This is a genomic window from Geodermatophilus dictyosporus (assembly GCF_900115505.1).
Lineage (GTDB): Bacteria > Actinomycetota > Actinomycetes > Mycobacteriales > Geodermatophilaceae > Geodermatophilus > Geodermatophilus dictyosporus.
Map to the genome: position 1 here is coordinate 210,275 of NZ_FOWQ01000001.1, position 26,575 is coordinate 236,849.

The 26,575-nt window shown below is 77.2% G+C and carries 17 protein-coding genes; 7 read left to right on the forward strand and 10 right to left on the reverse strand.

Going from position 1 to position 26,575, the window contains the following annotated elements; translation table 11 throughout:
* Positions 1 to 75: 75 nt before the first annotated feature.
* A complete protein-coding gene (locus tag BMZ33_RS01040) occupies positions 76 to 960 on the reverse strand; it encodes a bile acid:sodium symporter family protein (RefSeq protein WP_091106912.1) in 885 nt (294 codons plus the stop codon).
* 102 nt (positions 961 to 1,062) lie between these two features.
* Between BMZ33_RS01040 and BMZ33_RS01045 the strand changes: the two genes are divergently transcribed.
* Entirely contained in the window at positions 1,063 to 2,196 is a 1,134-nt protein-coding gene (locus BMZ33_RS01045; RefSeq protein WP_091106914.1) for a serine hydrolase domain-containing protein, read from the forward strand.
* Positions 2,197 to 2,412: 216 nt separating this feature from the next.
* Here BMZ33_RS01045 and BMZ33_RS01050 read toward each other — a convergent pair whose 3' ends face one another.
* Positions 2,413 to 2,715 carry a hypothetical protein gene (locus tag BMZ33_RS01050; protein WP_091106916.1) on the reverse strand — a complete coding sequence of 101 codons (303 nt, stop codon included), beginning with the start codon at positions 2,713 to 2,715 and terminating at the stop codon, positions 2,413 to 2,415.
* A 174-nt stretch (positions 2,716 to 2,889) separates the two neighbouring features.
* On the opposite strand from BMZ33_RS01050, the gene BMZ33_RS01055 reads away from it, so the two are divergent.
* The gene (locus tag BMZ33_RS01055; protein ID WP_091107813.1) at positions 2,890 to 3,300 is read left to right on the forward strand and encodes a DUF6221 family protein; all 411 of its coding nucleotides are present in this window, start codon (positions 2,890 to 2,892) and stop codon (positions 3,298 to 3,300) included.
* Positions 3,301 to 3,432: 132 nt separating this feature from the next.
* On the opposite strand, the gene BMZ33_RS01060 is transcribed toward BMZ33_RS01055, so the two are convergent.
* From BMZ33_RS01060 to BMZ33_RS01080, 5 genes are all read right to left on the reverse strand, one after another.
* Complete coding sequence (locus BMZ33_RS01060) at positions 3,433 to 4,923, reverse strand: HNH endonuclease signature motif containing protein (RefSeq protein ID WP_169063720.1); 1,491 nt, start codon at positions 4,921 to 4,923, stop codon at positions 3,433 to 3,435.
* A gap of 557 nt (positions 4,924 to 5,480) precedes the next feature.
* Positions 5,481 to 6,677: an AGE family epimerase/isomerase gene (locus BMZ33_RS01065; protein WP_169063721.1), complete on the reverse strand. Its 1,197-nt coding sequence runs from the start codon at positions 6,675 to 6,677 to the stop codon at positions 5,481 to 5,483.
* A 20-nt stretch (positions 6,678 to 6,697) separates the two neighbouring features.
* Positions 6,698 to 7,549 carry an SDR family NAD(P)-dependent oxidoreductase gene (locus tag BMZ33_RS01070; RefSeq protein ID WP_091106918.1) on the reverse strand — a complete coding sequence of 284 codons (852 nt, stop codon included), beginning with the start codon at positions 7,547 to 7,549 and terminating at the stop codon, positions 6,698 to 6,700.
* Positions 7,546 to 8,493, reverse strand: coding sequence for an alpha/beta fold hydrolase (locus tag BMZ33_RS01075; RefSeq protein WP_091106920.1), 948 nt, complete (start codon positions 8,491 to 8,493; stop codon positions 7,546 to 7,548). The genes BMZ33_RS01070 and BMZ33_RS01075 overlap by 4 nt, the downstream gene beginning before the upstream one ends.
* Positions 8,490 to 9,992: a flavin-containing monooxygenase gene (locus BMZ33_RS01080; RefSeq protein WP_091106922.1), complete on the reverse strand. Its 1,503-nt coding sequence runs from the start codon at positions 9,990 to 9,992 to the stop codon at positions 8,490 to 8,492. Before BMZ33_RS01080 ends, BMZ33_RS01075 begins: the two co-directional genes overlap by 4 nt.
* A gap of 110 nt (positions 9,993 to 10,102) precedes the next feature.
* On the opposite strand from BMZ33_RS01080, the gene BMZ33_RS01085 reads away from it, so the two are divergent.
* From BMZ33_RS01085 to BMZ33_RS01095, 3 genes are all read left to right on the forward strand, one after another.
* The gene (locus tag BMZ33_RS01085; protein WP_169063722.1) at positions 10,103 to 11,335 is read left to right on the forward strand and encodes a PucR family transcriptional regulator; all 1,233 of its coding nucleotides are present in this window, start codon (positions 10,103 to 10,105) and stop codon (positions 11,333 to 11,335) included.
* Between the two features lie 191 nt (positions 11,336 to 11,526).
* Positions 11,527 to 12,582 carry a class I SAM-dependent methyltransferase gene (locus BMZ33_RS01090; RefSeq protein ID WP_091106924.1) on the forward strand — a complete coding sequence of 352 codons (1,056 nt, stop codon included), beginning with the start codon at positions 11,527 to 11,529 and terminating at the stop codon, positions 12,580 to 12,582.
* 139 nt (positions 12,583 to 12,721) lie between these two features.
* Complete coding sequence (locus tag BMZ33_RS01095) at positions 12,722 to 17,380, forward strand: HAD-IC family P-type ATPase (protein ID WP_091106926.1); 4,659 nt, start codon at positions 12,722 to 12,724, stop codon at positions 17,378 to 17,380.
* 126 nt (positions 17,381 to 17,506) lie between these two features.
* Here BMZ33_RS01095 and BMZ33_RS01100 read toward each other — a convergent pair whose 3' ends face one another.
* A complete protein-coding gene (locus BMZ33_RS01100) occupies positions 17,507 to 18,472 on the reverse strand; it encodes an NADPH:quinone oxidoreductase family protein (RefSeq protein WP_091106928.1) in 966 nt (321 codons plus the stop codon).
* Positions 18,473 to 18,677: 205 nt separating this feature from the next.
* On the opposite strand from BMZ33_RS01100, the gene BMZ33_RS01105 reads away from it, so the two are divergent.
* Together BMZ33_RS01105 and BMZ33_RS01110 are read left to right on the forward strand one after the other, a co-directional pair.
* On the forward strand, positions 18,678 to 22,052 hold the full coding sequence (locus BMZ33_RS01105) for a pyruvate carboxylase (RefSeq protein ID WP_091106931.1): 3,375 nt from the start codon (positions 18,678 to 18,680) through the stop codon (positions 22,050 to 22,052).
* 259 nt (positions 22,053 to 22,311) lie between these two features.
* Positions 22,312 to 24,201 (forward strand): serine/threonine-protein kinase, encoded by a 1,890-nt coding sequence (locus BMZ33_RS01110; RefSeq protein WP_169063723.1) that lies wholly within the window; start codon positions 22,312 to 22,314, stop codon positions 24,199 to 24,201.
* Here the strand turns inward: BMZ33_RS01110 and BMZ33_RS01115 are convergent.
* Positions 24,156 to 25,538 carry a carboxylesterase family protein gene (locus BMZ33_RS01115; protein ID WP_169063724.1) on the reverse strand — a complete coding sequence of 461 codons (1,383 nt, stop codon included), beginning with the start codon at positions 25,536 to 25,538 and terminating at the stop codon, positions 24,156 to 24,158. The genes BMZ33_RS01110 and BMZ33_RS01115 overlap by 46 nt on opposite strands.
* On the reverse strand, positions 25,535 to 26,554 hold the full coding sequence (locus tag BMZ33_RS01120) for an alpha/beta hydrolase (RefSeq protein ID WP_169063725.1): 1,020 nt from the start codon (positions 26,552 to 26,554) through the stop codon (positions 25,535 to 25,537). Before BMZ33_RS01120 ends, BMZ33_RS01115 begins: the two co-directional genes overlap by 4 nt.
* Between the last annotated feature and the right edge of the window lie 21 nt (positions 26,555 to 26,575).

Below are 26,575 nucleotides of genomic sequence, written 5' to 3' on the forward strand. Positions count from 1 at the left end.
CGGGGAGCGCCGGGGCCCTGGGGTCCGGGCGCTCCCGGCTCCTCCCGCGCGACCCGGTGCGCCCGGGAGGGCACCTCAGGACGCGACCGACGTCCCGTACCGCGACCGGGACGAGCGGGTGATCGCGTAGCCGACCAGGGCCGCGACCGGGAACATCACCACGCCGTAGACCGCGGCCGGCACGGCGAGCTGCACGCTGCCCAGCACGGTGATCGCGATGGCGATGGCCAGCGTGCTGTTGTGCACGCCGATCTCGAAGGCGCAGGCGATGGCCTGCCGGTGCCCGACGCCGAGCAGCCGCGGCACGCCGAACCCGAGCAGCAGGCTGGTCAGGCAGAACACCAGGACGACGACGCCGACCTGCTGCAGGTAGCCGACCACGTTCTCGCGCTCGGCCACGATCGTGCCCGCGATGACCAGCGCCAGGACGACCGCCGAGGCGATCCGCACGGGCCGGTCCATCCGGTCGGCGAAGGCCGGCCGCGCGCGCCGGACGAGCATGCCGACGGCCACCGGCACCAGCACGATCGCGAAGACCTGCACCGACTTGCCGAACTGCAGGCCGACGGCGCCGGCGCCGGGCGGGTCGAAGACGGCGACGGCGAGGTTGGTGACCAGCGGCAGGGTGACCACGGCCAGCAGCGAGTTGACCGCCGTCAGCGAGACGTTGAGGGCGACGTCGCCGCGGAAGAGGTGGCTGAACAGGTTGGCCGTCGTCCCGCCGGGGGAGGCCGCCAGCAGCACCATCCCGACCGCCAGCAGCGGGTCGAGGCCGGCGGCGAGGACGAGGCCCAGGCAGATCACCGGCAGCACGACGACCTGCAGCACCAGCGCGACCACCGCCGCCCGGGGGCGGCGGGTGACCCGCACGAAGTCGTCGACGGTGAGCGACAGGCCCAGGCCGAGCATCACGACGGCCAGGGCGAGGGGCAGCGCGACGGTGGCGAGCGCCGAGTCCATGGACGACCTCCGGGGACGCCGCGGCGCCGTCGCCGCGGCTCTCGGCGCGATCCTGGCCGAGCCGTGCCCCCGCGGGCCAGTCCCCGACGGGAGGATGCGCCCGTGCCCGGACGCCGGTCCTCCCGCCCCGCGACGCTGCTCGCCGCGTGCCTCCTCCTCGCGGGCTGCACCGGGGCGACGGGGACCACCGCGACGACCACTGCGACGGTTCCGGACCGGGTCGACGTCGAGCGCAGCAGCCGGGACAGCGACGCGCTGCTCGAGCGCGTGCTGGCCGACGACGCCCCCGGCTGCTCGGCGGCCGTGGGCGTCGACGGCGAGGTCGTGTGGGCCGGCGCCCGCGGCCTGGCCGACCTGGCCAGCGGCCGCCCCCTGACCACGTCGACGACCCTCGACGTCGGCTCGGTGAGCAAGCAGTTCACCGCCACCGCGGTGCTGCTGCTCGAGCAGGACGGCGTCGTCGCGCTCGGCGACCCCCTGTCGCGGTGGGTGCCGGACCTGCCCGCCTGGGCCGGCACCGTGACGCTCGGGCACCTGGTGCACCAGACCAGCGGCATCCCGGACTACCTGGCCGACCTCGAGGCGGCCGGGGTGCTGCTCACCGACCGGAGGACCCAGCAGGACGCGCTGGCCGCCATCGCCGCGCACCCGGAGCTCGCCGCCCCGCCGGGTGCGCGGTTCGACTACTCCAACAGCAACTACGTGCTGCTGGCCGAGGTGGTCGCCGCGGCCGCCGGCCGGCCGCTGGCGGAGTTCCTGGCCGACCGGGTGTTCGGGCCGCTGGACCTGGCGATGGTCCTCGACCCGTCCGGCGCCGACCCCGCGAACGCCGACGTCACGTCGGCGCGCAGCTACACGCGGACGGCGACCAGCGTCCCGTGGCAGCCCGCGGGGTCGCGCTTCGAGCAGGTGGGCGACGGGTCGGTGCAGACGACGCCGTCGGAGCTGGTGCGCTGGGCCGACGTCTACCGGACCGGGGCGCTGGGCGGCCCGGAGCTGCTGGCCGCCCAGGTGGGCGACCCGGTCCCGGTGGAGGGCAGTACGGGGTACGGCGCGGGGCTCTTCGTCGAGCGCACCGGGCCGCTGTCCCACGCGGGCTCGTGGGCCGGGTTCCTCAGCGGCTTCGCCGTGTCGGGCGACCGGCGGGTCGCGGTCGCCGTCTCGTGCAACGGGGACCAGGCGGGCACCGACGACCTCGACCGGGTCTGGCCGGCGCTGCGCGGCGAGTGGCTGTGAGGGTCAGCCCCGCTGGGGCCGGCGGTCGGTGCGCGGCCGGTAGGGCAGGCCGGGGTTGAACACCTCGAGGGTGTACTGGTCGAAGCGGCGCAGCAGGGCGCGGGCGGTGGTGAGCACGGGGCTCCTCCTCCTCGATCGGGGTGTGCGGACCCCTCCGAGGCTCCGTGCGGGTCGTTGCGCCGCGGCGATGGGGACGTGAACGGGGGGTGAACCGGCTCAGATCACACCGGCGAGGGCCCGCTCGACCGGCGCCGAGCGGCGCAGCAGCACCGGCCGTCCGGCGCGGTACCCGGCGACCAGGTGCTCGACCAGCAGCTCGACCACCGGCGGCGACAGCGAGGTGACCGAGCGGGCGTCGATGACCGCGACGTGGGCCGGCTCCCGGCCGTAGCGGCGGTGGAAGGAGGCGACGGCGGCGCCGTCGACCGCGCCGGCCAGGCACAGGACGCCGCCGCCGGAGGTGTTGAGCAGGCGGACGACGCCCCACGCCGCCCGCAGCCCGTCGGTCGGGGAGGTCACCGGTCCAGTCTGGCCTCGTCGCGACCCCACGGCCGGGTGGGCAGCTGGCCGCCCACCCGTTCGAGCTCGGACGGGGACAGCTGCGCCCGGTGGACCACCGCGATGCTGCCGATGCCACGGGTGCCCGCGCTCGCGCCCGCCCCGCCGGCACCCCGGCGGCAGGAGGATGCCGGCATGGACACGGAGGCCGCGTTCGTACCGGAGGCCCTGGTGGGGCCGGGTGCCGGACCGGAGCTGGACGAGTTCGTCATGGCCCGCATCGCGGAGGACAAGCGGGTCGCCGCCCGGGCCGCCGAGACCCCCGCGGACGGCGACCTCCCCGGGCCGCTGCCACCGGAGGTGGCCGAGCACGCCGCCCGCTTCGGGCCGGGGCGGGTCCTGGCCGACTGCGCGGCGATGAGCCGTCTGGTGCAGGCCTGCCGCGACGTCCGCCCGGACACCCGCTTCCTCGGCAGCCGGCCCAGCGGCCTGCCCGACTTCCCGCCCACCCCCACCGACCACCACCAGCTGGCCGCGCTGGCGCTCGCCCTCCTGGCACTGCCGCACGCGCGTCATCCGGACTACCGGGAGGAGTGGCGTCCCTGAGCAGCCCGCCCGGCCCGGGTCGGCCGGTGCCCGGGTCGCCACGTCGCCACGTCGCCACGTCGCCACGTCGCCACATCGCCACGTCGATGGGTCGGCAGGTCGATGGGTCGACGTGGCGACACGGAGGGTGTTCTAGAAGGGCGGCAGTTGGTCGTCGGGACCGAGCGCCGGCGGCGGCGGTGGGGGCACGGTGCCCGGTGGTGGTCGCATGCCGAGCGGTCTCGTGGTGCGGGTGATCCCGGACGGGGTGGTCACGATGAGCACCCCGTCGGGGCTCATGGTGAACCGCCAGCCGGGGGCGAGGGTCTTGAGGCGGTGGTGGCTGCGGCACAGGCAGCACAGGTTGGCGCAGTCGGTCGCGCCGCCGCAGGCGTGCGGGACGACGTGGTCGGCGTCGGCCCACCCCGCCCGTTGACCACAGCCGGGGAAGCGGCAGGTGCGATCACGGGTGTGCACGAACGTCTGCTGCGCGGCGGAGGGTGCGTAGCCATCGACCGTGGCGGGCCGGTCGAGGACTCCGCAGTCACAGTCGATGTCGGGGTGGGTGGGGCAGCCGCGGCGGGCCAGGCGGCGCAACTGCTCCAGCGAGGTGGTCGCCTGCAGGGCGCCGTCGTCGTCGGCCATCGCCAGGGTCACCGAGCCGCCGGCGGGGGTGCGCACACCCAGCCCGTCGAGCCGGGCGAGCAGGTCGCGTAGCTGGCCAGTGGTGATCGGCAGCCCGTTCACCTCACCCGCCTCGCCGCTACCCCCGGCCAGGGCGCTGAGGGTGGCGGACAGCTGCAGGTGGGCGGTGACCGGTGGGCGGGTGTCGTCCCACGGGCACTGGACGAGGTCGGCGAGCACCGCGGCGCGCAGCTGCCCGACCGGGCGCTCGTCGCCGTCCTTCTTCATCAGCACCGCGAGCTGGTCGACCAGGTCGAAGCACGCCGCGGCCACCGGGGCGGGCAGGTCCGCGGCCAGGGTGCTCATGCCTTCCCGCGGGGAGGGGTGGACGCGCACGTCGGCCTGCCGCTCGGCCTCCCTGCGCCGCGCGTCGACCGCGTCCGCATCGACAGCGAGCAACGCCGCGACGGCCCGCTTCCTGAGCGTGTGGGTGGTGCAGCTCGAGGCCTCACCGATCAGCTGGGACTCCACCTGCCGGGCCACCGCCGGGATGGTGTGCTGCAGCACGTCGACGAGGACCTTCGCCCGCGCCTCGTCCAGCACACCCTCGGCCAGCGCCGCCCAGGTGCCGGGCAGCGACTCCCGATAGACCCACGCCCGCTGCGCGAGCAGCGAGGCCGACCGCCGGCCGCAGTTGAGCACCACCGCCAGCTCGGTGGTGAAGAAGTCCGAGACACCGGGCAGCTCGGGATCCGGTGCCCACGACCCCCGCTGCGAACCCGGGGTGCCGGGCGGGGGGTCGAGGTCGTCGGGGGTGTCGTCGGCCAGGCCCAGCACCAGTTCGGCCTCGTAGGCGGCGAGCCGGGCCTTGAGCGCGGCGACGTGCTCGAGCTCGGCGGCCTTCTGCTCACGGGTGAGCGCAGCGACCGGCAGCCGCCGCAGCTCGGGTGGCTCGGCGACGAGCAGGCCGAGGAGACCACCGGCGATCACCGGCGGCTGGTCCTCCCGGAGCTGCTCCACGGGACGAACCTACGACCGGGGTACGACACTTCCCGCAGGCCAGAGCGCTGAAGACGACACTCGGGCAGAGGATCTCGAAGCCCTGACCCGCGATGGCGCGGCTGGAACGAGCGGCTAGGCATCGCCCGTAGTCGCGGCAGACCCGGGACCACCCGGCCGCAGAGGAGACCGAGGACCAGTGTCACCCGGGGTAGGTGGACACGGGTTGACGCATGGTTCCTCGTGCCCTGCCCCGCACTGGCGCGACCGGTCGCGGGGACTGCGGCGGTGAGCCGGGGAGGCCGGCGTGGAGCCGACCCGGTGACAGGGGACAGGGGTAGACGTCTGGGACATCTGTTGCGGCGCTGGGGAGGGGACCGCATGCTTCGCGGTGGGCGGGGCCCTGGGGAGTCCCCCCGGGTGCGCCCCGCCCGCCAGACTCGTCACGCAGGTGTGTTTCAGCTCACTCCCAGCGGGCACGCAGGATCGCGAACCGGTCCCGGCGTGGCCGTCGAACCCCCGCGCCGGGACCGTGTCGTCCCCTCAGGGGGCCGGTGACCGGGACGCGGCGAACCCGGTCAGTCCTCGCCGGCCAGCGCGGCACGCACGCCGGCGGCCACGCTGCCCCGCACCGGCAGCCGGGGCAGCAGCAGGGCCTGGGCCACGTGGTAGGCGTCGGGCTTGCCGGGCCACGTCGTCGTCCCGACCTGGCCGGTCGGCGTGAGCTCGTGGTGCCAGTTGCCGACGGCGTCGTCCCGGAACAGCGCGGCGTGCTCGTCCCACCGGCGGAGGTCGGCGGCGTACCGGTCGTCGCCGGTCACCCGGCCGAGGACGGCGGCCGCGCCGATCGCCTCGGCCAGCACCCAGTGCATGCGGGCGGCGACCACCGGCCGGTCGGACCAGTCCAGGGTGTAGACGAACCCGTCGTGGCCGTCGGCGTGCCAGCCCCGGGAGACGGCCGCGTCGTAGAGGGACGCCGCGTCGTCGAGCAGCCAGCCCGGGGCGCCGTCGCCGAGCGCCGCGCGGGCGTGCAGCGCCAGCCGGGACCACTCGAGCTGGTGGCCCACCGTGACGCCGTAGGGCCGGAACGGGTCGGAGGGCCGGTCGGCGTTGAACTCGAGATCGGGGCGCCAGCCGGCGTCGTAGTGCTCGGGCAGCCGCCAGTCGCGCGACCGGGCCTCGCCGTGCACCACCCGCTCGAGCACCCGCAGCGCGCGGGCCCGCAGCTCCCCGGCGCGCGGACCGGCCGCGTCGGCGGCGGCCAGCAGCGCCTCGACGCCGTGCATGTTGGCGTTGACGCCGCGGTAGCCGGAGCACGTCGTCCAGGCGGCGTCCCACTCCTCGACGGCCATGCCGGCGTCGTCGTCCCAGAACCGCCGGTCCCACACGTCGAGCGCGTCGGCGAGCAGCGCGTCCCCGCCGGGCACCCCGGCGGCGGCCGCGCTCGCCCCGGCCAGCACGACGAAGGCGTGCACGTACGCGGCCTTGGTGTCGTCGGCGTCGGGGGAGGCCGGCCAGCCGCCGTGGACGGCGTCCCGGAACGGCCCGGTGAGCGCGGCCACGCCGTGCCCGGCCAGCTCGCCCGCCCCCGGTCGGCCCAGCAGCGAGGCCAGCGCGAACACGTGCGTCATCCGCGCGGTCACGTAGGTCTCGCGCGGGTGCGCGGGGTCGAGCGAGCCGTCGGCGGTGAGGGAGCCGAAGCCCCCGTCGTCCCGGCGGGCGCGCGCGGCGAAGGTCAGCAGCCGGTCGAGCTCACCGGTCAGCAGCGAGGGCACGCCGGGGACGCTAGCGCTCCTCAGCGCCCGCCGGCGGCGCGCTGCTCCAGGCGCACGAGCCACTGCGGGTAGCGGCGGGGGAACAACCGCACCAGCAGGTCGACGACCTTGGCGTCGTTGCCCACCAGGATGCGCGGCCGGCCGGCCTCGACGCCGTCGACGACGATCCGGGCGGCCTGCTCGGCGGGCATGCGCAGCAGCTTCTCGTTGTACGTCCGCAGCCGGGCGCGCTGCTCGTCGGTGACCTCGATGCCCAGCTCCTCGGCCTCCCGGAGCGTGTTGTTCGCGATGTTCGTCCTCACCCCGCCCGGGTGCACCACGCTGACCTGCACCGGGTGCCCGGCGGCGAGCATCTCGGCGCGCAGCGTCTCGGTGAACCCGCGGACGCCGAACTTGCTGGTGCAGTAGGCCGACAGCGACGGCTGCGCCATGTACCCGTTGAGGCTGGACACGTTGACGACGTGGCCGTCGCCGGAGGCGACCAGGTGCGGCAGGAACGCCTTGCTGCCGTGCAGGACGCCGAACAGGTTCACCCGCAGCACGCGGTCGTAGACCTCCCACTCGCTCTCGAGCACCGTGCGGCCGCCGCCGGCGATGCCGGCGTTGTTGTAGACCTGGTGGACGACGCCGAAGTGGCCGGCCACCGCCTCGGCGTAGGCGAGGACCGCCGCCCGGTCGCCCACGTCGACCCGCGCGGTGTGCACCTGCGCGCCCAGTGCCTTGGCCCGGTCGGCGGTCTCGGCCAGCCCGAGCTCGTCGACGTCGGACAGCGCCAGCCGCGCGCCCCGCCGGGTCAGCTCGAAGGCCAGCGCCCGGCCGATGCCGGACCCGGCGCCGGTGACGACGGCGACCTTGCCGTGGACGCTGCTCATCGCGGTGCTCCTGTCGTGGTGGGGGACTGGCGGGCGTGCTCGGTGGTCAGCTCGACGAGCCGGTCGACGACGCCGGGGGCGAGGTGGTGCCCCATCCCGGCGATCTCGACGTGCCGGGCGCCGGGGACGGCGGCCGCGGTGGCCCGGCCGCCGGTCGGGTGCACCATCAGGTCGCGGTCGCCGTGCACGACCAGCGTCGGCGCGGTGACCCGCCGCAGGTCCGCGGTGCGGTCGCCGGAGGCCTGGATGGCGCTGATCTGGCGGGGGACGCCGGCGCGGGCGCGGGGGCCGCCGCCGCGCTCCCACAGGCCGACGGCCCAGGCGCGCTCGAGCTCGTCGTCGGGCGGGAACGTCGCCGAGCCGATGTGGCCGAGCATCGCCCGGTGCCGCTGCACGTGCTCCTCGACGGTGCGCGGCGCGCCGGCGGCCAGCCGCAGGAGCGTCGAGCGGGCCGGCTGGCCCACCCGCCGCGAGCCGGTGGTGCTGAAGATCGACGTCAGCGTGGCCACCCGCGCCGGGTGCCGGGCGGCGACGACCTGGGCGATCATCCCGCCCATCGACATGCCGACCAGGTGCGCGCGGTCGATGCCCAGGGCGTCGAGCAGGCCGACGGTGTCGGCGGCCATGTCGAGGAGGTCGTAGGCGTCCGGCCGCGGGCGGGCCAGCAGCTGGCGCAGCCGGCCGGGCGGCGGGGTGGCCACCCGGCTCGACCGGCCGACGTCGCGGTTGTCGAACCGGACCACGCGGAAGCCGCGCCCGGCGTAGCCGTCGACCATCCGCTGCGGCCACGACGTCAGGTCGATGCCGAGACCGGCGACGAGCAGCAGCGGCTCGCCGTCGTCCGGGCCGTCGACGCGGTGGCAGAGCGTCGGGCCGGCGGGGAGGTCGACGAAGCGGTCCCCGGGGTGCTCGACGGCGTCGGGTGCCTCGAGGGACGTCGTCACGCCGCCACCGCCGCGCGGGCGCGGGCGGAGGAGAACGAGAGCTCGGGGTCGACCACGCTGTCGGCGCGGAGCAGCCTCACGTCGTCGGCGTAGTCCATGGGAGTCAGCCACGGCACGCGGTTCCCCTGGCGGGGCAGCACGTCCACGGCGCGCTGGACGTAACCGGCGGCGAAGTCGAGGAACGGCCGGGTCGGCATGTCCGGGTCGCTCGGCTCGGGCGTGCAGGTGTCGTACCCGTGCTCGTCCATGTGCCGCAGCAGCCGGGTGAAGTGCTCGCAGAGCAGGCCGATCTTCAGCGTCCAGGAGCTGTTGGTGTAGCCGATCGCGAAGGCCAGGTTCGGCACACCGGAGAGCATCACGCCCTTGTAGGCGACGGTCTCCCGCAGGTCCACCTCGCGGCCGTCGACGACCGGCCGCAGCCCGCCGAAGGCCTGCACGTTGAGGCCGGTGGCGGTGACGACCACGTCGGCCGGCAGCTCGCGGCCGGACTCCAGCAGCACGCCGTCCTCGGTGAAGGTGACGATCCGGTCGGTGACGACGTCGGCCCTCCCCTCGCGGATGGCGCGGAACAGGTCGCCGTCGGGGACGGCGCACAGCCGCTGGTCCCACGGGTCGTAGGGCGGGTTGAAGTGCTCGTCGACGGCGAAGCCCTCGGGCAGCAGCCTGGTGTTGATCCTGCGGATGAGCTTCCGCGCGGCCTGCGGGTGCTTCCGGCAGAACCGGTAGATCGCCCGCTGCTGGGCGATGTTCTTGCGGCGGGTCAGCGCGTAGCCACGCTCGTCGCCGAACCACCGCCGCAGCAGCGCGGCGACCTTGTCCTCGCGCGGGACGGGCAGCACGTAGGACGGCGTGCGCTGCAGCATCGTCACCCGCTCGGCGGTGGCGGCCATGGCGGGGACCAGGGTGACGGCGGTGGCGCCGCTGCCGATGACGACGACCCGCTGCCCGGAGAAGTCGAGGTCGGCGGGCCAGTGCTGGGGGTGGACGACGGTCCCGCGGAAGCGCTCGCGGCCCTCGAAGTGCGGGGTGAAGCCCTCGTCGTAGCGGTAGTAGCCGCCGGCGACGAACACCCAGCCGGCGGTCAGCGTGCTGCGCTCGCCGGTGTCGGTGTGCTCGACGTCGACCGTCCAGCGCGCCTCGGCCGAGGACCAGGAGACGCCGACGACCTTGCGGTGGAAGCGGATGTGCGCGTCGAGGCCGTTCTCGGTGACCGTCTCGCGCAGGTAGTCGAGGATCCGCGGGGCGTCGGCGATCGACTGCCGGTCGCGCCAGGGCTTGAACTCGTAGCCGAAGGTGTGCAGGTCGGAGTCCGACCGGATGCCCGGGTAGGTGAACAGGTCCCACGTGCCGCCCGAGGTGCCGCGCGCCTCGAGGACGGCGAAGGACCTCTGCGGCAGCTCGGTGGTCAGGTAGCGCGCGGCGCCGATGCCGGAGATGCCGGCCCCGACGACGACGACGTCGAGGTGCTCGGGGGCGGCCGGCGACGGGACGGAGGACATCCGGGCTCCAGGGGTCGGGGGACGGCGTCCTCCCACGATCGGTGGCCCGGGCGCCCTCCCGCCAGCACGACGTGCACCAGTCTGACCGTCTGCTGGTGCACACTGCCCCGGTGGCGGACGACTGGCCGGAGGTCTCGGCGCGGGTGCGCGACCTGTTCCGCCGCGGCGCGGAGGTGGCCCTGGACCCGCAGGCGGACTGGGTGGCCGACATGCAGGCCGCGGCGCTGGCCGGCAGCCGCATGCGGCCGGTGGCCGAGGACCCGGTGCTGGCCGCGGCGACCCGGCGGGCCACGCTGGTCAACCTGCTGCACTGGGCGGCGGCCAACGTGCAGCGACCCGGCGCCCGGGTGCCGGTGAACACCGAGCCGGAGGTGCTCGAGGCCGCCCGCGACCTGGTGCGCCGCGGCCTCGACGAGAGCGGGCTGGACACCTACCGCACCGCGCAGGGCGTGGCCTGGCGGCGGTGGATGGAGATCTGCTTCGAGCTGACCGGCGACCCCGCGGAGCTGCGCGCGCTGCTCGACGTCTCGGCGCTGTCGATCACCACCTTCATCGAGGACACCGTCGCCGCGGTGTCCGAGCGGATGGCCGCCGAGCGGGCCGAGCTCACCCGCGGCGCGCACGCCGACCGGCGCGCGGCGGTGTCCCTGCTGCTGGAGGGCGCGCCGCTGGGCCGGGCCCGCGCGGAGGCGCAGCTGGGCTACGGCCTGTCCGGCCCGCACACCGCCGTCATCGTGTGGAGCGGCTCGGGCCGCGCCGCGCCCGAGCAGCTGGAGGCCGCGGCGGAGGCGGCGGTGCGGGCCGCCGGCGCGCCGCACCGGCTCACCGTGGTGGCCAGCGCCGCGGCGCTGTGGGTCTGGCTGCCGGTGGGCACCGCGCCGCGCACCGCCGACCTCGCCGCCGCGCTGGCCGGCGCGCCCGACGTCCGGCTGGCCGTGGGCCGGCCCGGCCGCCACGTCGAGGGCTTCCGCCGCAGCCACCTCGACGCCGCGACCACCCAGCGGATGCTGGCCCGGCTCACCTCCCCGCAGCAGGTGGCCCGCTACGAGGACGTGCAGCTGGTCGCCCTGCTGACCAGCGAGCCGACGGCCGTCGACGAGTTCCTCGCCGACACCCTCGGCGGCCTGGCCGCCGCCGACGCCGACACCCGCGACACCGTGCTCACCTACGTGCGCGAGCTGGGCAACGCCTCGCGCACCGCCACCCGCCTGTACACCCACCGCAACACCGTGCTGCGCCGGCTGGCGCGCGCCGACGAGTTGCTCCCGCGCCCGCTGGCCGAGGACGTCCTCGGCGTCGCCGCGGCGCTGGAGGTGCTGCGCTGGCGGGGGACCGCCGGCTGACGCCGTCCCTCAACGGGTGGCGACGGTCTCCCTTGACCCGCCGGGGCGCCGGAGCCACGATCTCCCGCACCCGACGGGGCGGCCCCTGGCCAGGCGCTGCTCGTCGAGGGGACGCACTCGCAGACGCCTCCCCGGCAGCACCTCACCACCAGGGCCCCCGGACCCCGTGGGATCCCCGGAGGAGGACTGCCATGACCCTCGACCAGGACCGGCTCGACCAGCTGCTCGGCCGCTTCGTCGTCGACCTCGGCGGGGCCTACCACGCCGTGAGCGCCGTCATCGGTGACCGGCTGGGGCTCTACCGGGCGCTGCAGGCGACCATGCCGGCCACCGCCGAGGAGGTGGCCGCCGAGGCGGGCGCCGGGGAGCGCTACGTGCGCGAGTGGCTGGCCGGCCAGGCCGCCGGCGGCTACGTGACCCACGACCCGGCCGACGGCCGCTACTCCCTCACCGAGGAGCAGGCGTTCCTCCTCGCCGAACCGGGTGGCATGCAGGCGGCCGCCGCCTTCCTCTGCCCGGTCGGCGTGGCGCAGAGCGTCGACCGGCTCACCGAGGCGGTCCGCGCCGGTGCCGGCTTCGCGTGGCACGAGCACGACCCGGCGCTCTTCGAGGGCGTCGAGCGGTTCTTCCGGCCGGGGTACGCGATGAACCTCGTCCCCGCGTGGATCCCCGCGCTGGACGGCGTCGAGGCCAGGCTGAGGGCCGGTGCCCGGGTGGCCGACGTCGGCTGCGGGCACGGGTCGTCGACGCTGCTGATGGCCGAGGCGTTCCCCGCCTCGCACGTCGTCGGTTTCGACTACCACCGGGCGTCGGTCGACCTGGCCCGCAAGCGCGCCGTCGAGGCCGGTCTCGCCGACCGGGTGTCCTTCGAGGTCGCGTCCGCGGCGGACTTCCCCGGCACGGACTACGACCTGGTGACCGTCTTCGACGCCCTCCACGACATGCCCGACCCGCTGGGCGCGGCCCGGCACGTCCGCGAGGTGCTCGGCTTGGAGGGGAGCCTCCTGCTCGTGGAGCCGATGGCCGGTGACCGGGTCGAGGACAACCTCAACCCGGTGGGACGGCTGTACTACGGGGCCTCCACCGTCATCTGCGTCCCGCACTCCCTGTCGGCGGAACCCGGGACCGCGCTCGGTGCCCAGGCGGGCGAGGCACGGCTGACCGAGCTCCTGCACGACGCCGGGTTCGGCTCGGTCCGGCGGGCCGCGGAGACGCCCTTCAACCTCGTGCTGGAGGCCCGCGCCTGACCCGGGTCCCGGACGTCCGGAGCGGGACGCCGTCCCCCGGTGCGGATCCGGACGATCCCGAGCAGGATGAGCGGCGAGGGACCGGGAGGCCGACGATGAGCGGACGGCAGGCGACGGCCGGGTGGCCGGGGGTCCTCCGGTGAGCCTCCTCCCGCGGTACGGCGCGGCGCGCGCCGCGGTGTCCGGGGCGGCCCGCCTGGCGGTGACCGGCGCCGGCCTGGCCGCCGCCCCGGCGCTCGTCGGGGCGGACCTGCTCGGCGCCACGGTGCGCACGTCGGCGCGGACGTCGGTCCGCACGGTGCGCGCCGCCGCGGACCTCTCCGCCGCCGTCGCCGGCCGCTCGGCCGGTCTCGCGCGGTCCGTCGCCGCACCCGGGGTCCGGGCGGTGGCCGCGCCGGGCGTGCGCGTGGTCGGCCGGCTGGTCACCGGCGCCGACCCGCTGCCCACCGGTCACGTCCGGGAGCTCGCCGGCGTCGTCAGGGGGATGTTCGAGCCGCCGCAGGCGCGCCGCACCCCGCGGGTGTGGGCCGGGCCGGGGGTCGTGCAGGTCGAGGTGCCCGAGCCCGCGCCGGACGCCCCGCCCGACGCCGGCCGGGCCCTGCGCGAGCGCCTCGAGGGGCTCGAGGGCGTGCGGTGGGCGGCGGTCAACGAGGTGGTCGGCCGGGTGCTGGTCGCCGTCGACGAGCGCCGGGTCGGCGTCGACGACGTCGTCGGGACCGTCGGCGCGCTGCACGAGGCGGTCGCCGGCGACTCCGGGCTGCCCGAGCGCGAGGACCACCCCGCCGACCTCGAGCCGGTGCTGGCCGCCCTCACCTCGGCCACCGCCGACCTGCTCGCCGTCGGCGTCGCCGCGCTGGGCCGGGTGCTGCCGGTGCCGCCGCTGTCCCGGCACGTCACCCTCGCCCTGCCGCTGCTCGACGCGCAGGACTGGCTGACCACCGCGCTCACCCGGCGGATCGGCGGCGTGGGCACCGGCCTGGCCTTCGACGCGCTGTCGGCCGGCCTGCACGCGCTCACCCAGAGCTCCACGGTGCCGGCCCTCAACGCCGTCTCCTCGCTGCAGCAGGCGCTGGAGGCCCGCGCCCGCCGGCAGGTGTGGTGCCGGCGCGAGGAGGAGCTGTGCCGCCCGCACCCGGACGAGGACCCCCCGGAGGCCGTGGACGCCGGCCCGCGCCCGGAGCCGCTCCCGCCGGGGGTGCTCGAACGGTACCGGGCGCGGCTGGGCCCGGCCACCACGGCCGCCGCGCTCGCCGTCCTGGCGCTGACCCGGCGGCCCGGGCGCGCGGCCGACCTGGTCAAGGCGCTCAGCCCCAAGGCGGCGCTGCAGGGCCGCGAGTCCTTCGCCGCCACGCTGGACCTGCTGCTGTGCCGCGCCGGCGTGCTGCCGATGGACGGGTCGGTCTACCGCCGCCTGGACCGGGTCGACTGCGTGGTCGTCGACGGCGCGGCGCTGTGCACCGGCCCGCCGGTGGTGCTCGAGGCCACCGCCGAGGCCGACGAGTGGGACGACGCCCGGGTCTGGACGGCGGCGTCGCGGCTGCTGGACGCCGACGGCGGCGGTGACCACCTCGGCGACCACGGCGGTGACCACGGCGGCACACGGCTCGGCCCGCCACGGCCGGCAGCGGACGGCGGGCAGCAGCGGACGCTGTACGCCGGGCGCCGCCGGGTGGGCACCGTGCTCGTCGCCCCCGAGCTCGACCCGCACGCCGAGGCGCTGCTGAGCGCGGCGGTCTCCGCCGGGCACCTGCTGGTGCTCACCGCGCACGCCGGCGCCCGCGAGCTCGCCGGCATGGCCGGGCAGGTGGAGACCGACGGCGAGCCGCTGGCCGCCGTCGTCCGCCGGCTGCAGGGCGAGGGACACGGCGTGCTGCTGGTGTCGGCGCTCGACCCGGCCGCGCTGCTGGCCGCCGACGTCGGCGTGGCCCCCGTCGGCCCGGGCCGCACGCCGGCGTGGGGCGCCGACCTGCTCACCGGCCCGGGGCTGGCCCCGGTCTGCCGGGTCGTGGCCGCCACCGCCGACGCCCGGGCGGTCAGCCGCCGGTCCGTGCAGAGCGCGCTGACCGGCAACGTCCTGGGCACCCTGCTGGCCGCCGTCGGCTCGCCGCTGTACGGCCAGCGCAAGGCCACCACCCCGGGCAAGACCGCCACGGTCGCGACCCTCCTCGACGGCGCGTGGACGGCGGTGCGGGTCGCCCGCCGGCCCGACCCCGCGCCGTCGGTGCACACGCCGTGGCACGCGCTCGACCCCGACGACGTCGTCCGCCGGCTCGCCGCGCTGCCCGCGGCACCGGAGCCGCGGCGGCGCCGGCCGGTCCCGGGAGCGGCGCTGCTGCGCGGCCCGGCCCGGTTCGCCCGCACCGTGGCCGCGGAGCTCGCCGACCCGCTCACCCCCGTGCTCGGCGCCGGTGCGGGCGCCACCGCGGTGCTCGGCGAGAGTGCCGACGCGGTGCTGGTCGGCAGCGTGACGGTGGTCAACGCGCTGCTCGGGGCGCTGCAGCGGGTGCGGGCGGAGACCGCGCTGGAGTCGCTGCTGCTCGAGCAGGACGTGCGGGTGCGGCGCGAGCGCGACGGCGGCGTCGAGGAGGTGCCCGCCGGCGAGCTGCGGGTGGGCGACGTGGTCGTCGTGTCCTCCGGCGACGTGGTGGCCGCCGACGCCCGGCTGCTGGCGGCCGAGGACCTGGAGGTCGACGAGTCGAGCCTGACCGGGGAGTCGCTGGCCGTGGCCAAGTCGGTGGCCGCCACCCCCGGCGCCGACGTGGCCGACCGCCGGTGCGTGCTCTTCGACGGCACCACGGTGGTGGCCGGCAGCGGCCGCGCGGTGGTCGTCGCCGTCGGGTCGGCCACCCAGGCCGGGCGGGCCACCCGCGCGGCCGGCGGCGGGCCGCCGCCGGCCGGGGTGCAGACGCGGCTGGCGGAGCTGACCCGCTCGGTGCTGCCCCTGACGCTGGCCGGCGGTGCCGCGGTGACCGCGCTCGGCGTGCTGTGGCGGCGGCCGCTGCGCGAGGCGGTCGGCGCCGGGGTGGCCGTCGCGGTCGCCGCGGTGCCGGAGGGGCTGCCGCTGGTGGCCACCGTCGCCCAGCAGGCCGCAGCGCGGCGGCTGTCGGGGCGCGGGGCCGTCGTCCGCAGCGCACGCGTGCTCGAGGCGCTGGGCCGGGTGGACACCGTCTGCTTCGACAAGACCGGCACGCTGACGGAGAACCGGCTGCAGGTGGTCCGCCTCGTCCCGCTGGACCGCGACCTGGCCGACGACGACCTGCTGGCGCTGGCCGCGGCGGCCGTCGGCGCCGGCGACGACGAGGCGCACGAGACCGACCGCGCCGTCGTCACGGCCGCGCGCGACCGCGGGGTGGCCGCGGGGGAACCGCCGGAGGCCAGCGTGCCCTTCGCCACCGGCCGGGGCCTCTCCGCCGCGCTGCGCGGGGGCCGGCTGGTGGTCAAGGGCGCCCCGGAGGTGGTGCTGCGCCGGTGCACCGACGCCGGGGGCGCCGCGGCGCGGGTGCAGGAGCTGGCGTGCGCGGGGCTGCGGGTGCTCGCCGTCGCCGACCGCGCCGTCGACGGGCGCCCCGACGACCTGGAGGCCGCCGCCGAGGGGCTCACCCTGCGCGGCCTGGTGGGGCTGGCCGACACGGTGCGGCCGTCGTCGGCGGCCGCCGTCGAGCAGCTGCGCGCGGCCGGGGTGCGGGTGCTGGTGGCCACCGGCGACCACCCCGAGACCGCCGCGGCGATCGCCGCCCAGGCCGGCGTCCCCGACGCCGACCGGGTGGTCACCGGCGCCCAGCTGGCCCGGGCGTCGGAGGCCGAGCGGGCCCGGCTGGTGGCGGGTGCGGCGGTGTTCGCCCGGCTGTCGCCGGAGCAGAAGGTGCTGCTGGTCGGCGCGCTGCGCAGGGCCGGCGCCACGCTGGCGATGACCGGCGACGGCGTCAACGACGCGGCAGCGATCCGGCTGGCCGACGTCGGGGTCGGGGTGGCCGGCGCGGAGTCGCCCGCGGCGCGCAGCGCGGCCGACCTCGTGGTCACCGACGCCGACCTGACCCGGCTGGTCGACGCCGTCGCCGAGGGCCGGGCGCTGTGGTCGCGGGTGCGCGACGCGGTGGCCATCCTCGTCGGGGGCAACGCCGGCGAGGTCGGGTTCACCGTGCTCGGCACCGCGTTCGGCGGGCGGTCACCGCTGGGGACCCGCCAGCTGCTGCTGGTCAACCTGCTCACCGACATGTTCCCCGCACTCGCCGTCGCGGTGGCCGCGCCGCGCACCGCCGCCCCGTCGTCCGACGGCGGCCCGCTGGCCGGGCACCCGCTGGAGGCGGTGCTGACGGCCGGCCCGCAGCGGGGGTTCACCGCGTCGGTGCGGGAGCTGGTCGCCGTCCGCGGGGTGGCGACGGCGGCCGGGGCCACCGGCGCGTGGGCCACCGGGCGGCTGGCCGGCCGCCGGCACGCCGGGACGATGGGGCTGGCCGCGCTCATCGCCACCCAGCTCGGGCAGACCGCGTGGTCGGGGCGGCGCAGCCCGCTGGTGCTGGCGACGGCCGCGGGCTCGCTGCTGGCGCTGGCCGCCGTGGTCCAGACGCCGGGGGTGAGCCGGTTCTTCGGCTGCCGGCCGCTCGACCCGCTGTCGTGGCTGGTGGTCCTGGCCTGGGCCGCCGCGGGCACCGCCGGCGCGGAGCTGCTGCGGACGCCGGCCGCGGCTCAGGCGGTGGCGAGGATGCGCTCCAGCGCCGCCTCGAAGTACTCCTCGTACAGCTCGCGGACGACGTCCGTGCGGTCCTCGGCGACGGCCCGGTTGACCCGCCAGACGTAGTCCTCGTGCAGCTCGGTCAGCTCTGCCGACACGGTTCCTCCTCCTCCTGCTCCTCGTTCCCCTCCCAGTGTCCGGCGGGCGGCGGGGCGGGTGGGGCAGGAGGAGGTGCCGATCGGCTCACACCGCTCAGCGGACGCGCAGCAGCACCTTGCCGGTCGCGCGCCGCTCGTCGAGCTCGGTGACGGCGGCCGCGGCGTCGTCGAGGTCGTGCACCGAGCCGAGCACCGGCTGCAGGCGGCCCTGCTCGAGCAGCGGCAGCAGGTCGGTCCACTGCTCCTGGACGAAGGACGGCTCGCCGGACCAGAACGCGCCCCACCCGACGCCGACCACCGAGACGTTGTTGAGCAGCAGCCGGTTGACCTTGACGGTGGGGATCTCCCCGCCGGTGAACCCGAGCACCAGCAGCCGGCCCTCGCGGGCGAGGCTGCGCAGCGAGTCGGTGAACCGGTCGCCGCCCACCGGGTCGGCGACGACGTCGACTCCGCGGCCCCCGGTGAGCTCCTTGACACGGTCGCGGAACCCGTCGGCCAGGACGACCTCGTCGGCGCCGGCGGCGCGGGCCACCTCGCCCTTGGCCTCGCCGGAGACCACCGCGAGCACCCGCGCGCCGTATGCCCTGGCCAGCTGGATCCCGGCCGTGCCCAGGCCGCCGGCCGCGCCGTGCACCAGCACGGTCTCGCCCTCGCGCAGCTGCCCGCGGCGGCGCAGCGCGAAGTGCATGGTCAGGTAGTTCATCGGCAGCGCGGCGCCCTGCTCGAAGGAGACGCCGTCGGGCAGCGGGAAGACGAACCCCGGGTCGGCCGCCGCCACCTCGGCGAAGCCGCCGAAGCCGGGGAAGGCCGCCACCCGCTGGCCGGGGGAGAACCCGCTGCCCTCCGGGGCGCTGCGCACGACCCCGGCCACCTCGCTGCCCGGCACGAACGGCAGCGGTGGCTTGACCTGGTACTGCCCGCGGCTGAGCAGCACCTCGGGGAAGGTCACGCCGGCGACGTGCACGTCGACGACGACCTTGCCCGCGCCGTCGGGCTCGGGCAGGTCGGCGACGGAGATGGCCGAGGGGCCGTCGAGGGTGGCGATCCGGGCGGCGCGCACGCGTCCTCCTGAGGGGCTCGGGAACCGGGACCGCGAGGATGTCAGATCCGGCGCGGTGCTCCCCGGGGACACCGGGGTGTGCGGTCAGCGCGGGCGGCGGTCACGCGCCGCGCCGGCCGCCGTCCGCCGCCGGGGCCGACGCCGATCGACCGCCGGCCGCGGCCTCTGAGAGGCTGCCCCCGGACCCGACCCCCGGAGGAAGCCCGTGTTCACCAAGGTCCTGGTCGCCAACCGCGGGGAGATCGCCGTCCGTGCGTTCCGAGCCGCCTACGAGCTCGGCATCGGCACGGTGGCGGTCTTCCCGTGGGAGGACCGCAACTCCGTGCACCGGCTCAAGGCCGACGAGAGCTACCAGATCGGCCAGGAGGGCCACCCGGTGCGGGCCTACCTCTCGGTCGAGGAGGTGGTCGGGGCCGCGCGGCGGGCCGGCGCGGACGCCGTCTACCCCGGCTACGGGTTCCTCTCGGAGAACCCGGAGTTGGCCGAGTCGTGCGCGAACGCCGGCATCACCTTCGTCGGCCCCCCGGCCTCGGTGCTGGAGCTGACCGGCAACAAGGCCCGCGCCATCGCCGCCGCCCGCGAGGCCGGGCTGCCGGTGCTGGCCTCGACCGAGCCCAGCGACGACGTCGACGCGCTGGTGGCCGCGGCGGAGGCGCTGCCGTTCCCGGTGTTCGTCAAGGCCGTCGCCGGCGGCGGCGGGCGCGGCATGCGCCGGGTGGAGGACCCCGCGGAGCTGCCCGCCGCGGTGCAGGCGGCGATGCGCGAGGCGGAGTCGGCGTTCGGCGACGCGACGGTCTTCCTGGAGCAGGCGGTGGTGGACCCGCGGCACATCGAGGTGCAGGTCCTGGCCGACGCCCGCGGCGACGTCGTGCACCTGTTCGAGCGGGACTGCTCGGTGCAGCGGCGGCACCAGAAGGTGGTCGAGCTGGCCCCGGCACCGAACCTCGACCCGCAGCTGCGCGAGCGGATCTGCGCCGACGCGGTCGCCTTCGCCCGCGCCATCGGCTACGTCAACGCCGGCACGGTGGAGTTCCTGCTCGACCGCGAGGGCCGGCACGTGTTCATCGAGATGAACCCGCGCATCCAGGTGGAGCACACGGTCACCGAGGAGGTGACCGACGTCGACCTGGTGCAGTCGCAGCTGCGGATCGCGGCGGGCGAGTCGCTGGCCGACCTCGGCCTGTCGCAGGACACCATCCGGTTGCGCGGGGCGGCGCTGCAGTGCCGGATCACCACCGAGGACCCGGCCAACGGCTTCCGCCCCGACACCGGCCGGATCACCACCTACCGCTCGCCGGGCGGCGCGGGCATCCGGCTCGACGGCGGCTCGTCGCTGGGCGCGGAGGTGGGCGCGCACTTCGACTCGATGCTGGTCAAGCTGACCTGCCGCGGGCGGGACTTCGGCACCGCCGTGGCCCGGGCGCGGCGGGCGGTGGCCGAGTTCCGCATCCGCGGCGTGGCCACCAACATCCCGTTCCTGGCCGCGCTGCTGGACGACGCCGACTTCGCCGCCGGCCGGGTGACGACGTCGTTCATCGAGCAGCGGCCCGAGCTGCTCACCGCGCGCAGCTCCGCCGACCGCGGCACCCGGCTGCTCACCTACCTGGCCGACGTCACGGTGAACGAGCCGCACGGGGAGCGCCCGCACCTGGTCGACCCGGTGCAAAAGCTGCCGCGGGTCGACCTGCGCACCGCGCCGCCGGAGGGCTCCCGGCAGCGGCTGCTCGAGCTCGGGCCCGAGGCGTTCGCCGCCGACCTGCGGGGGCGGACGGCGCTGGCGGTCACCGACACGACCTTCCGCGACGCGCACCAGTCGCTGCTGGCCACGCGGGTGCGCACCAAGGACCTGCTCGCCGTCGCCGGGCACGTCGCCCGCACCGTCCCGCAACTGCTCAGCCTGGAGTGCTGGGGCGGGGCCACCTACGACGTCGCGCTGCGGTTCCTGCACGAGGACCCGTGGGACCGGCTCGCGGCCCTGCGCGAGGCGGTGCCCAACGTCTGCCTGCAGATGCTGCTGCGCGGCCGCAACACCGTCGGCTACACCGCCTACCCGGAGGCCGTCACCGACGCGTTCGTCCGCGAGGCCGCGGCCACCGGCATCGACGTCTTCCGGGTGTTCGACGCGCTCAACGACGTCGCCCAGATGCGCCCGGCGATCACCGCCGTCCGGGAGACCGGGACGGCGGTCGCGGAGGTGGCGCTGTGCTACACCGGTGACCTGTCCGACCCCGGCGAGACGCTGTACACGCTGGACTACTACCTGCGGCTGGCCGAGCAGATCGTCGACGCCGGCGCGCACGTGCTCGCGATCAAGGACATGGCCGGCCTGCTCCGCCCGCCGGCCGCCGCCACGCTGGTGACGGCGCTGCGCGAGCGGTTCGACCTGCCCGTCCACCTGCACACCCACGACACCGCCGGCGGGCAGCTGGCCACCCTGCTGGCCGCCTGGTCCGCCGGTGTGGACGCGGTCGACGGCGCGGTGGCGAGCATGGCGGGGACGACGTCGCAGCCGCCGCTGTCGGCGATCGTCGCGGCCACCGACGCCACCGAGCGGGCCACCGGGCTCTCGCTCGCGGCGGTCAACGACCTCGAGCCCTACTGGGAGGCCGTGCGGCGGGTCTACGCGCCGTTCGAGTCGGGGCTGGCCGCGCCCACCGGGCGGGTGTACCGGCACGAGATCCCCGGCGGGCAGCTGTCCAACCTGCGCCAGCAGGCGATCGCGCTGGGTCTGGGCCAGCGCTTCGAGGAGGTCGAGGACGCCTACGCCGCCGCCGACCGGCTGCTCGGCCGGCTGGTCAAGGTCACGCCGTCGTCCAAGGTGGTCGGCGACCTCGCGCTGCAGCTGGTCGGCTCCGGCGTCTCGGTGGACGACTTCGCCTCCGACCCCGGCAAGTACGACCTGCCCGACTCGGTGATCGGGTTCCTGCGCGGCGAGCTCGGCGACCCGCCCGGCGGCTGGCCCGAGCCCTTCCGCACCCGCGCGCTGGAGGGCCGGCGTCCCGCCGAGCCGCCGGCCGACCTCTCCGCCGACGACGAGCGCGGCCTGGCCGAGGACCCGCGGGCGACGCTGAACCGGCTGCTGTTCCCCGGCCCGACGCGGGAGTACCTGGCGCACGGGGAGGCCTACGGCGACGTGTCGGTGCTGCCCACCAAGGAGTTCCTGTACGGGCTGCGGCCCGGCGACGAGCACGCCGTCGACCTCGAGCCCGGCGTCACCCTGCTCATGGGGGTCGAGGCCGTCTCCGACCCCGACGAGCGCGGCATGCGGACCGTCATGTGCACCCTCAACGGGCAGCTGCGGCCGGTCAGCGTGCGCGACCGGTCGGTGGACGCCCAGGTCAAGGCCGCGGAGAAGGCCGACCGCTCGGTGCCCGGCCAGGTCGCCGCGCCGTTCGCGGGCGTGGTCACGCTGTCGGTGGCCGAGGGCGACAGCATCGAGGCGGGACAGCCGCTGGCCACCATCGAGGCGATGAAGATGGAGGCGGCGATCACCGCCCCGGTCGGCGGGACCGTCGAGCGGCTGGCCATCGGCCGGGTGCAGCAGGTGGAGGGCGGTGACCTGCTCGTCGTCCTGGGCTGACCGCCTCCCGACGCTGCCGGTGGCCGGCCTGCGACGGTCGGTCACCGGGTCTCCCGGTGTGTCGCGGGCGACGCGGCCCGGGTGGTTCAGGTGCGCCGAGGCGGGGCACTGACCTGGGCGCGACCGTCCCGGTGGGGCGGGACGCGCCGACCGCCGCGGCGGGCCGTGGACGCCCCGCGCGCAGCCGGTGGCGGTGCCCTCCGGCGGAGGGCCGACGGGCGGGGACCCCCCGCGGCAGCAGCACGGGACGGAGCCGAGTGTGACCACGGTCGAGAGGGGTCGGCAGACCCTGGGTGGCCGCTACGAGCTGCAGGAGCTCATCGCCACCGGCGGCATGGGGCAGGTCTGGCGCGGGCGGGACGTGCTGCTGGACCGGCCGGTCGCGGTGAAGGTGCTGCGCAGCGAGTACGCCGACGACGCGACGTTCCTCGCCCGGTTCCGCGCCGAGGCCCGGCACGCCGCCGCGCTGAGCCACCCGAACATCGCCGCGGTCCTCGACTACGGGGAGACGCAGGCCGCCGACACCGGCGAGAACGTGGCCTACCTGGTGATGGAGCTCGTCGAGGGGGCGCCGCTGTCGGCGCTGCTCACCGAGGAGGGCCCGCTGGCCCCCGACGCCGCGCTGTCGGTGCTCTCCCAGGCCGCCGCCGGGCTGGCCGAGGCGCACCGCGCCGGCGTCGTCCACCGCGACGTCAAGCCCGGCAACATCCTGGTCCGCCCCGACGGCGGCGTGAAGCTCACCGACTTCGGCATCGCCTGGTCGGCCGAGAGCGTGCCGCTCACCGGCACCGGCCAGGTCATCGGCACCGCGCAGTACATGTCGCCCGAGCAGGCCGAGGGCCGGCGGGTCAGCCCGGCCAGCGACGTCTACGCGCTCGGTTTGGTCGGCTACGAGTCGCTGACCGGCCACCCCGCCTTCGAGGGCACCAACCCGGTCACCGTCGCGCTCAAGCAGGTGCGCGAGGACCCCGAGCCGCTGCCGGCCGACGTCCCGCCGGGCGTGCGGCACCTCATCGACGCGGCGCTCACCAAGGACCCGCACGACCGGCTGCCCGACGGCGACGCCTTCCTGCACGCCATCGAGGAGACCGTCGCCGAGTCGCCGTCCGCCGCGCCGTCGACCCGCCCGATCGCCGCGGCCGCCGTCGCGGCGGCGACCCCCGACGCGGTGGTCCCGGACGCCGGCGGGGACCCCGACGACCCCGACGACGACCCGCCGCTGTGGGCGGGGACGGCGCCGGCGGCGGGCGCGGCGTCCGGCGACCGGGGTTCCCGCCGGCGGCTGCTGCTGGTCCTGGCCGTGCTGGCGGTCGTGCTGCTCGGCGGCGGCGCGGTGGCGCTGGTCGGCGGGCTGGGCGACGGCGACGGCGTGGCCGCCGCGGCGCCGGCCCCGTCGTCCGCGCAGGCGGCCCCGGCCGAGGACACCCTCGTGCTCGACCCCGCCGCGTACGTCGGGCGCCCGGTCGAGGAGGTCGCCGCGGACCTCGCCGACCTCGGCCTCACCGTGGGCCAGACCGCGCAGGTCACCGCGGACGCCGCCCCCGGCACCGTCACCGCGCTGGACCCGGCCGGCGCCGCGCTGCGCACCGGCGACCGGGTGCAGGTCACCGTCGCCGCGCCGCCGCCTGCGACCGCGCCCGAGGAGCAGCCCGCGCCGGCCGAGGACGCGCCGGCGCCCACCGGCGGGACGTCCGACGACGCCGCGGGCGCCCCGGCACCGGAGCCCTCGGCGGAGGCGCCGCCCGCCGGCACCGCGACGGACCCGTCCCCGGAGCCGTCGCAGGAGCCGGCGCCGTCCCCCTCCGACACTGCACCGGAGCCCTCCCCGGAGCCCTCCCCGGAGCCCTCCCCGGAGCCGTCGCCGGAGCCGTCGTCCGAGGCGCCCGTCGAACCGTCGCCGGAGCCCTCACCCGAACCGTCGCCGGAGCCCTCCCCGGAGCCGTCGAGCGAGCCGTCGACCGAGCCCACCGCGCCGTCGCCGGAGCCCACCGAGCCGTCGCCGGAGCCGTCGCCCGAGCCCACCGCGCCCACCGGGGGCGGGGCCGGGGACACCGCGCCCGGCAACAGCGGCGGCAACGGCAACAGCGCCGGCAACGGTGGCGGTCAGGGCACCGGCGCCCCGGAGTCGGCAGCGACCGCCACCGGCTGACCGGCCCGCCCGGCGTCGACCGCCACGAACGGCGCCGGGTCGGCGGGCACCTCGCCGGTGCGGGCGAAGTCCGCCCACACCCGGCGCACCAGCCGGCCGGCCTCCTCGACGTCGGCCCAGGGGATGCCGGCGAGCAGCGCGGAGCCCTCCCAGGTGGGCCGGTGCGGGAACAGCAGCGGCAGGTCGGTGGCGTGCGCGCCGGTGGTGGGTGCGCCGGGCGGGCCGAAGGAGAGCGTGTAGCGGTGCGCGCGGCCACCGGCCCGGCGGTGCCGGCGGGCGAACCGGTCGGCGTCGCGGCCGTAGATGCGCCACGTCAGCACCCGGACGACCGCCTCGACCAGCAACCGGCCGACGACCGGGACGCGGGCCAGCCGCGCGGCCGCCGGCACCAGCGGCACGAAGAAGGCGACCTCCCGGCTGGTGGTGCCCACGAGCAGGTCGACCGCGGGCGCCGCCTGCGCCCACGCCGCCCCGAGCGCGTCCTCGGCCGGCAGCGGCGGGAGGCCGTACTGGGTGCCGAAGGGCATCGCAGCGGCCAGGCCGTGCCGCCGCCGCACCCGGGACGCCACCCGCGCCTGGTGGGCGACCACGTCCTCCACCGGGGCGTCCCGGCCGACCCGGCGGGCCTCGGCGGCCATCGCCGCGCTCATCCGGGCCCGGCCGCGGGACAGCCCCAGCGGCGCGCTCTGCACGACCGCGCGGCGGAACAGCCCGCGGGCGCCCTCGGCGACCAGCAGGTGGGCGACGGCGTCGCCGCCGGCGGACTCGCCGAACAGCGTCACGGCGTCCGGGTCGCCGCCGAACCCGGCGACGTTGCGCCGGACCCAGCGCAGTGCCTCGATCAGGTCCAGCAGGCCGAGGTTGGCCGGCCGGTCACCGTCCGCGCCGAGGAAGCCGAGCAGCCCGAGCCGGTAGGTGACGGCGACGACGACGACCCGCTGCTCGCGCACCAGCGCCGCGGGGTCGGTCATCGGCGCGTCGCCGGCACCGTTGACGTAGGAGCCGCCGTGCACCCACACCAGGACCGGCAGCCCGGCGCCGGGCCCGGCGTCCTCCGGCACGGTCACCGACAGCCGCAGGCAGTCCTCGTCGACCACGAGGTCGCCCATCGGCTGGACGAACAGCTGCTCGAGCTCGGGCGCCTCCGGCTGCGGGCAGGCCGGCGCCCACGCGGTCGCGTCGACCAGCCCGGCCGCGGGCGGCTCGGCGACGGGGCGGGCGAACCGCGCGGCCCGCGCGTAGCGGATGCCGGTGGCGCGCAGCACGCCGTCGGCGCGCCGGCCGGTGAACGTCCCCGCGGGGCAGGCGAAGCGGGGTGCGGTGGCCGTCCCGGTCACGCCGCGGGGGTCGCCGTCCGGGTGCCCGTGCCGAGGCCGGCGGCGAGGGCGTCGAACACCCGCTGCCGGAAGGCCCGCATGGCCGGCGCGCTGGTGTGCAGCTCCACCTCGGCGGCGTGGTACATCGCCGGCTCGACGTGCAGCTGCACCGGGACGCCGGCCGACTGCAGGCGGCGGGCGTAGGCGACGTCCTCGTCGTGGAACAGGTCCAGGTCGCCGACGCCGATCCACGCCGGCGGCAGGCCGGAGAGGTCCAGGCGGCGGGCCGGGGCGGCGTAGGGGCGGTGCTCGTCGGCCCGGGGTGGGTGCCCCAGGTAGGCGGTCCAGGCCCAGGCGTTCGACCGCGGCGTCCACACCAGCCGGCCGCGGCGGCCGGGGGAGCCGCGCAGCACCGTGCGGTCGTCGAGCATCGGGTAGACCAGCAGCTGGAAGGCGACCGGGACGCCCTCGTCGAGCGCCCGCTGCGCCAGCGCCGCCGCCAGCCCGCCGCCGGCGCTGGCGCCGCCCACCGCGACCCGCGCGGGGTCGACGCCGAGCCCGGCGGCGGTGGCGTGCACGTGGCGCAGCGCGGCGGTGAGGTCGTCGAGCGCGGCGGGGAAGGGGTGCTCGGGGGCCAGCCGGTAGCGGGCGCTGACGACGACGACGCCGAGGTCGCGGGCCATCCGGCTGCACAGGTCGGAGTCGCCCTCGGGCCGGCCGATGACCGTGCCGCCGCCGTGCACCCACAGCAGGGCGGACCCGGTGGGCGCGGCCGGCCGGTACACGAGCACGTCCTGCCCGCCGGGGACGTCCTGCCGCGCCACCTCGACGCCCTCGACCGGCTCGGTCGGGCCCAGGAACAGCCGCCGGGCCACCTGCAGCTCGAGCCGGGAGCCGATGCCCAGGGGCAGCCAGAGGTCGCGCGTCCGCAGCTCGGGCGGGACGGCGCGCACCGTGCGGGCGCGGCGGGCGACGGCGGTGGTCAGTGCGGCGAGCGCGGCCGCGGTGGCCAGCCGGCGCGGGGTCGGGGTGCTCACCGCAGGGACCGTAGCGGCGGG

Bases quoted from the DNA above. Each gene is read 5' to 3' on its own strand.
- BMZ33_RS01040 (WP_091106912.1), bottom strand. From the start codon at position 960: ATGGACTCGGCGCTCGCCACCGTCGCGCTGCCCCTCGCCCTGGCCGTC.
- BMZ33_RS01055 (WP_091107813.1), top strand. From the start codon at position 2,890: ATGGACACGGAGGCCGCGTTCGTACCGGAGGCCCTGGTGGGGCCGGGT.
- BMZ33_RS01070 (WP_091106918.1), bottom strand. From the start codon at position 7,549: ATGAGCAGCGTCCACGGCAAGGTCGCCGTCGTCACCGGCGCCGGGTCC.
- BMZ33_RS01080 (WP_091106922.1), bottom strand. From the start codon at position 9,992: ATGTCCTCCGTCCCGTCGCCGGCCGCCCCCGAGCACCTCGACGTCGTC.
- BMZ33_RS01090 (WP_091106924.1), top strand. From the start codon at position 11,527: ATGACCCTCGACCAGGACCGGCTCGACCAGCTGCTCGGCCGCTTCGTC.